This is a genomic window from Paenibacillus mendelii (genome assembly GCF_024498075.1).
GTDB classification, from domain to species: domain Bacteria; phylum Bacillota; class Bacilli; order Paenibacillales; family Paenibacillaceae; genus Paenibacillus_Z; species Paenibacillus_Z mendelii.
Window position 1 is genome coordinate 1 of the sequence record NZ_JANHOF010000044.1, and the last position, 6,081, is coordinate 6,081.

At 46.3% G+C, this 6,081-nt stretch carries 10 protein-coding genes; 8 read left to right on the plus strand and 2 right to left on the minus strand.

The window, feature by feature from the left end:
• Window positions 1–146 precede the first annotated feature (146 nt).
• Both NNL21_RS35785 and NNL21_RS35790 read left to right on the plus strand, forming a co-directional pair.
• The gene (locus NNL21_RS35785; protein ID WP_204822728.1) at window positions 147–539 is read left to right on the plus strand and encodes a VOC family protein; all 393 of its coding nucleotides are present in this window, start codon (window positions 147–149) and stop codon (window positions 537–539) included.
• A 144-nt stretch (window positions 540–683) separates the two neighbouring features.
• Window positions 684–821: a hypothetical protein gene (locus tag NNL21_RS35790; RefSeq protein WP_204822729.1), complete on the plus strand. Its 138-nt coding sequence runs from the start codon at window positions 684–686 to the stop codon at window positions 819–821.
• Between the two features lie 297 nt (window positions 822–1,118).
• Here the strand turns inward: NNL21_RS35790 and NNL21_RS35795 are convergent, their stop codons facing one another.
• Together NNL21_RS35795 and NNL21_RS35800 are read right to left on the minus strand one after the other, a co-directional pair.
• Window positions 1,119–1,523 (minus strand): ester cyclase, encoded by a 405-nt coding sequence (locus NNL21_RS35795; RefSeq protein WP_204822730.1) that lies wholly within the window; start codon window positions 1,521–1,523, stop codon window positions 1,119–1,121.
• 75 nt (window positions 1,524–1,598) lie between these two features.
• Window positions 1,599–2,102: a MarR family winged helix-turn-helix transcriptional regulator gene (locus NNL21_RS35800; protein ID WP_204822731.1), complete on the minus strand. Its 504-nt coding sequence runs from the start codon at window positions 2,100–2,102 to the stop codon at window positions 1,599–1,601.
• A 102-nt stretch (window positions 2,103–2,204) separates the two neighbouring features.
• On the opposite strand from NNL21_RS35800, the gene NNL21_RS35805 reads away from it, so the two are divergent.
• The 6 genes from NNL21_RS35805 (at window position 2,205) to NNL21_RS36985 (ending at window position 5,853) form a co-directional block, all read left to right on the plus strand.
• Complete coding sequence (locus tag NNL21_RS35805) at window positions 2,205–3,107, plus strand: alpha/beta fold hydrolase (protein ID WP_204822732.1); 903 nt, start codon at window positions 2,205–2,207, stop codon at window positions 3,105–3,107.
• A 471-nt stretch (window positions 3,108–3,578) separates the two neighbouring features.
• On the plus strand, window positions 3,579–3,974 hold the full coding sequence (locus NNL21_RS35810) for a VOC family protein (protein WP_204822733.1): 396 nt from the start codon (window positions 3,579–3,581) through the stop codon (window positions 3,972–3,974).
• Between the two features lie 24 nt (window positions 3,975–3,998).
• Complete coding sequence (locus tag NNL21_RS35815) at window positions 3,999–4,448, plus strand: YdeI/OmpD-associated family protein (protein ID WP_204822734.1); 450 nt, start codon at window positions 3,999–4,001, stop codon at window positions 4,446–4,448.
• Window positions 4,449–4,571: 123 nt separating this feature from the next.
• Window positions 4,572–4,967 (plus strand): VOC family protein, encoded by a 396-nt coding sequence (locus NNL21_RS35820; RefSeq protein ID WP_204822735.1) that lies wholly within the window; start codon window positions 4,572–4,574, stop codon window positions 4,965–4,967.
• Window positions 4,968–5,185: 218 nt separating this feature from the next.
• The gene (locus NNL21_RS35825; RefSeq protein WP_204822757.1) at window positions 5,186–5,710 is read left to right on the plus strand and encodes a hypothetical protein; all 525 of its coding nucleotides are present in this window, start codon (window positions 5,186–5,188) and stop codon (window positions 5,708–5,710) included.
• Window positions 5,617–5,853 carry a GNAT family N-acetyltransferase gene (locus tag NNL21_RS36985; protein WP_204822736.1) on the plus strand — a complete coding sequence of 79 codons (237 nt, stop codon included), beginning with the start codon at window positions 5,617–5,619 and terminating at the stop codon, window positions 5,851–5,853. Before NNL21_RS35825 ends, NNL21_RS36985 begins: the two co-directional genes overlap by 94 nt.
• Window positions 5,854–6,081: the final 228 nt, after the last annotated feature.

A 6,081-nucleotide genomic window follows, 5' to 3' on the forward strand; every position in this document is an offset into this window, starting at 1 on the left:
ACTTGGGTCAAAATCTAAGAAAACGTAAGTATTTAAGAGAAAAGTGATTCTCCATAGAGGGAGGATAGTATAGCACCTGTGAAGAATTACTGAAGAGTTGATCTCAAGTAATAAGGTTGTCCATTTCTTAGGAGGTGCTGTAGTAAATGAAAAAGGTTGCAACGTTCCTCATGTTTGAAGGTAACGCCGAAGAAGCTATGAATTATTACGTTTCGCTGATCGAGGATTCGATTGTGACTAGCATTGTTCGTTACGGACCAGATGGGCCAGGCGCAGAAGGAAGTGTCATGCAGGCCTCCTTTACCTTGAAAGGCCAAGATTTCATGTGCATTGACAGTCATGTTAAGCATGCTTTCGCTTTCACGCCTTCATTCTCGATCTTCGTGACTTGCGATACGGAAGACGAACTAGATCGGCTGTATGACGAATTACAAGTAGGAGGAAATGTTTTAATGCCGCTTGGCAACTATGGATTTAGTAAAAAATTCGGTTGGGTCTCGGATAGGTTCGGCGTTTCTTGGCAAGTGAATCTTCCTTAAAACAGGAAAATTCTTAGGACTCAACTTACGGAGAACGATAGTTGAATCAAAAAAGCAGACCAAGACTGTATTCCTGTTTTGGCCTGCTTTTTTGTCGCTCCCACAAGAATACACTGATTACATGTAAACAATGTGCAGAGCCTTATGGCGCAAGGGCTGGCGGTGAGCGGTCCGAATCCTTACGTCGCCCCCGGAATGACGATTCTTGCCGTTGCTTTTATCGCTTCCTTGGCGTTCTGCATCGTGTATTACGAGAAGTCGGAAGTTCACAGCGGCTTTTAAATTCGGACGTACTGGAGTAGAAAGAGGTATATAATGATTGGGACATCCCGCATTTGCGGGCGAATCGTCGATATCCGCTTGGGCTCGGCCTTCGGTCGCTCACGCCGTGTCCGCGGGTATCGTAACAGGCGTATCTTTTATTGGAGCTTTTGTTTAGATTGGATCAAGAGGCTTCTGGTTCTGTGATTGTAACAGAGTAACCTAATGCTTCAAGTCTGCGTAGAGCATCAAATGTTCGAGGAATCAATGACTCCATCAAGTAATTGATTCATCAGGCAGCTATCACCGTCAACGAAATCATGATAGTTGCGCCATGAGGTGTAGACCATCGGAGCTCACCCAATATTCAATGATTTTACCTGATTTCAATCGCCATATATCTATACCGCCAAATTCGACCTCCGTTCCGGCCGGAGCTTTCGTACCAGGAATTCCGCCCCGATATATCCCCCGGCTTGTCCATCGTGCAGATAGTGTATCACCATCTACAATAGGCCCCACCTCTAAAGCAAAATGAATACTTGAAAAGGGTTCTCTACCCATTTGTACCATGCGCATCACCCCATTGGGTCCTCGAAAACCGTCGGAACCAGCTTGGTGTACGACGCAATCCTCATCTACAATAGAATTTGCTAAGTCCAGGTTTCCGTTCCACATTTCCATCCAACGATCATAAAGCTTCGCATTGTCCGTATTTTCCACTTTATTCTTCCTCCTTCGTAAAACGACTTGGAACTTCTTTGGATTATATTCATATGTTAAATCCCCAGCACCTTGTTATTCATCACCCTCAGTAACGCTCCCCGCCTTCTTGTATAGCTTGGTTAATTTTGCACTCTCCAACATTGTCAGCTCGATTGTCGCTTGATTATACCTCACCAGGAACTCGAGCTCCTTTGTAGTGTAAGTTTCCAGCAACCTTTCAAATGCATCCCCCATCGAACGATATATATTGTCAGAAGGCGCGAGTTTTTCCTTATTGGCAGTAACGATTACTTTACGACGATCCTTGGCATCAGGTGCGCGCTTAACAAAATTCCGCTGCTCAAGCCGGTCTATAACATTCGAGACAGCGCCAGTTGTGAGGTTTAGTCGTTGCGAGAGTTGTCCGGCCGTCATAGGGCCTTCCTGCAGCAGCGTCGAAACCATCTTCATGTCGGTGATGCCTAAGCCCAACTTAGCAGCGGCCGCCTGGTGGAATAAGGCTGTTTCGGTGCTTAACATTTGGCCCAAAAATTGCATTTGACTCATAAGTACCTTTCGGTGTTCGGCTTCGCTCATAGATGCATTCTCCTCATTGACATTTATTATCTTCATAATTAAGATAATAATAAAGATATTATAATCCAAAACATTTACTTATACAAGAAAGGATATCAGAATATGAAGCCGAAAAGCAGTGTTAATAATCAATCGACAACCATCGCACGGATGTTCTATACAAACAACTCCGTAACTTCTAAAGATGGTACAACCATAGGCTACCGTCAACTCGGGCACGGCCCGGGTTTGGTGCTGTTGCACGGCACCATGGAATCAGCCCAAAGCCACTTGCAACTCGCTGAGGCACTGGCTGATACTTTCACCGTTTACTTGCCCGATCGACGTGGTCGTGGACTAAGCGGCCCGTACAGCGAAGACTACAGCATAAAGCAAGATGTTGAAGATCTGGACGTCCTCCTTACCGGAACGGGCGCCTATTTTGTCTTCGGAGTCAGTGTAGGCGCCATTGTCTGCCTCCAAGCTGCACTCTCCCTACCAGCCATTCACAAAGTCGCAATCTTTGAGCCGCCGCTCATAATCAACGGATCAGTGTCGACTGACTTCTTGACGCGTTATGACGAGGAGATCGCCCAAGGCGACGTGGCCTCAGCACTTGTTACAGGCATGTTGGGATCGCAGATGGGGCCGCCTATATTCAACTCTATACCCCGTTGGCTATTAAAACTACTCACGAGGATGATGATGGCTAGCGAGGATAAGAAGGCAAAGGGTGACTACGTAACGATGAGGATGCTGGCTCCGACAATGCACTATGACCTTCAGTTGGCTGTCGAGTCGGAAGGGCTACTGGAGAGCTTCAAGGCTATAAGTGCTGAGATGCTCTTGCTCGGCAGCAGCAAGAGTCCGGCTTACTTCAAAGTGGCTCTTAAGGCCCTGGAGGAGATGTTACCGCATGCCAAACGTATTGAGTTCCCCGGCCTCAATCATGGAGCCTCGGGTAATACCAATAGAGGCGGCCAGCCGGAACGAGTGGCGCAAGAACTGCGCAGATTCTTTATCTAACCGCAAACATAATTCCTTCAGTTGAAGGATTGTCATCCTCGTGAAGCGTTCCATGCAGACATGTTTTGCCCGGAAAGAGATGATTGGAGTCGGTCAAACAAGAGTCCTACAACTGCAATATTTTCGAAAAAAAATATTGAATGATGTGTCGATTCTGTAGCACTCCGTTCGTTGTTTATGTAGAGCCAAAGCTTTATCTGGTCGAAACGAGCCGGGAACCTTCTCTCCAATAAATAACAGGAGTGATATACTGATGAACTTCATAGATTATCCGAGATCCGAAAATACGGGCCATGGAAGCCGACCTGCGCGATCAGATTGACATGCTGAATAAATAATAATTTTTTTTGGGGGGGGATCTGTCGATTTAGTCGTTGTCCGTTCGTTGTATTAGTAGAGGCCGGGTTAAACGGCGATCATCCGGTTCACCCGGCAAACCAAAATCAAATCAAAAGCGAAAGGTTGATGAACATGAAAGCGCAGTTGACCCCGTACTTGATGTCGGAGGATGCACGAACACAAGCCGAAATGTATAGACATGTGCTAGGTGGCGAAATCCTGTCCGTGATGACTTACGGACAGGCGCCGGGAACGCCGGAGGCGATCAAGGACAAGGTCATGCACTTGGCAATGTCGATAGCTGGCGGGAATACGTTGTTCTTGTCCGATTCCTTTGAATCGGCGGGCGGCAGTCGCAGCATTGCACTGGCACTGGCATTTGAAAGTGAAGCCGAAGCCCGTAAAGCATATAAAGATCTCAGTGAAGGCGGTGCGATTAAGTATCCATTCGACCTTCAGCCTTGGGGAGCCCATTACGGCGAAGTCGTAGACAAATTCGGCATCATATGGCAGATCGTCAAACAATAAATAAAAGATGGAGGCGGGCGTAATATGAGATTTCGCGCTATCATTCTACTTAGCGGCAAGTCAGCAACAGGTATCCGTGTTCCGGAGGAGGTCGTTGCAAGTATCGGGACGAGTAAGCGGCCTTCTGTGCGAGTCACGATCAAGGGCTACACTTATCGAAGTACTGTGGCGCCTATGGGTGGGAATTATATGATCCCTATCAATGCCGATCACCGCTTAGGCGCTGGTGTTAGCGCCGGAGATGAAGTGGATGTTGACATCGAACTCGATACAGAGCCTCGTGATGTTGTTGTACCACACGACTTCTCGAATGAGCTAGACCGCAATGCGGATGCAAAGCGTTTCTTTGACGGGTTGTCCTATACCAATAAGAAGAGGTTTGTGACTTCGATCGAGGAGGCCAAAACAACCGAAACCCGGCAACGGCGGCTTGCTAAAGCGATAGGTTTATTGATTGAGGGGAGAACGCAGTAACCTCCGGATTTGTATCACGAGAAATCCTGATCGATTTGTAACTAACGGTTCCGTGCACAACGAAGTACCCGAAACCCAACCAAAGCCAAATACCAATTCAAAAAATGAAAGGATGTTTTTAAAATGTCAAAACTCACTCCTTATATTCATTCGGAAGATGCGAGAGCACAGGCTGGATTCTACATTCAAGCACTTGGTGGAGAAATCACGTCCGTCACCACTTTCGGATCGATACCGGGTACGCCGGAAGAAAACAAAGATAAGGTCATGCATTTGCAGGTTGTTGTTGGCGGGAATGAACTTTTCTTCTCCGATTCCGTATTCGGTCCGGTTCAGCAGGGGCGTAGTATTTCACTGAGCGTAGCTTTTGAGAAGGATGGCGATGCTCGCGAAGCCTTCAACAAGCTATCGGAAGGCGGCCAAGTGAAATTCCCGTTTGATCTGCAAGTTTGGGGCGGCTACTATGGAGAAATCCAAGATAAATACGGCCTCAATTGGATGATTGTAATACCCGCTTGAGTCTGGTTGGGATCGAGTAGCGGAAAACATCGCTGAATCAGCAGGCTGCCGTGATCGGCGGCCTTTTGCACTAACAGGCAGCATAGCAGAATTAACGTTCGTTAAGAGCGACCATTGTTAAACTAACGGAACACTATAGTTGAACGAAATACAATTTGCCGCGACAGTTGCTCCCTGGTTTTAGAAGTTGGGTAGTGATAACGAATATGGAGGTTTTCATGCTTTCCAATTATGAACTAATGGGAATTCATGCTGGTGTCAGGTTCAAACAAGATGAAGCTTGTCGATTGATAACTGGTCCTCGGATTTTCATCGGAACCACAACACAAGGCATCGTCGAAAGATATCATCAAACCCTTGATGGGGATATTGCAAATGAATTGAAACATATTGTTAAGAAATCTCCGTGGTTAGAAACTCCAAATAAGGTTAACATGGTTGAAATCATTCAGGTTTTAAATAAGGAAAGACCAGCTGAGCGAGTTTATGCAGGACCTGCATACGTTTTCCACAACGTACAAGGTAAACATACCGAGGCAGTACGAATCACTCATGAGAATATCGAACTTTTGGAACAACATTTTTCGACTATTTCGAGGAAGTTGATGTTGGGCAGCCTGTCTTCGCGGTCGTACGTGATCGGGCTGCAGTGTCACTTTGTTGTAGTGCAGTACAGACCAGTATTGGTGCTGAAGCGAGCCTGCGAACCGCCAAGGAATTTCGGGGAAAGTCGTACGCCTTAGATGTGACGACGGCATGGGCAGCCGAGATACAAAGTCAGGGTCGTATTGCTCTATTTAGCACTGCATGGAATAATTTTTCTTCCCAAACTGTGGCAAGAAAACTTGAATTAAAACAGTACGGTGTAGAACTGGAGTTTTGGTGATGTATTAAGCTCACTCCCTAGAGGTGTTTATTCAATTAACGGGACACGATAACGCAACGACACCAGGCTGCCGATAAGTTCGGTGACCTGTTCAGCTAACGGGCAGGATAGTTCCAATTATGGTAATATGAGGGTAACCCTGAAGGAGGCGAAGTTTTTTTATTATTAATATAGTCAAAAGAATAAATACGAGGAGGATTTAGCGTGAAAGTTAAATTTTCATTTAGA